At 45.7% G+C, this 243-nt stretch carries 1 protein-coding gene; it reads right to left on the bottom strand.

Annotated features, from left to right (window positions below; all coding sequences use genetic code 11):
* A partial coding sequence (locus Q5762_RS39415) for a hypothetical protein (protein WP_315897134.1) occupies positions 1-243 on the bottom strand: 243 nt, incomplete at both ends.

Below are 243 nucleotides of genomic sequence, written 5' to 3'. Positions count from 1 at the left end.
GAAGTCAATGTTTCAAAAGTGGCTGTCACATCATCTTGTAATAAATCAGGGATCGGATCTAAGCTGTCACCTAAACGAATAAATCCTTCTCGCAGCGCCCCCTCCTCTTGAGTGGCGTCGTACACAGTGCGAACTTGCTGAACTAACGCTTTAGCTGTAGTAATCTCATCCGTTGCAGCCGGAGGGGTAATCTTTGGTGGGGAGTCTTTAGCATCGTCAATTTTTTGTACGACATCATCTAAC

It is taken from the genome of Streptomyces sp. P9(2023) (assembly GCF_032436795.1).
Classification (GTDB): Bacteria; Actinomycetota; Actinomycetes; order Streptomycetales; family Streptomycetaceae; genus Streptomyces.
This window is presented reverse-complemented; position numbering and strand designations above follow the sequence as displayed.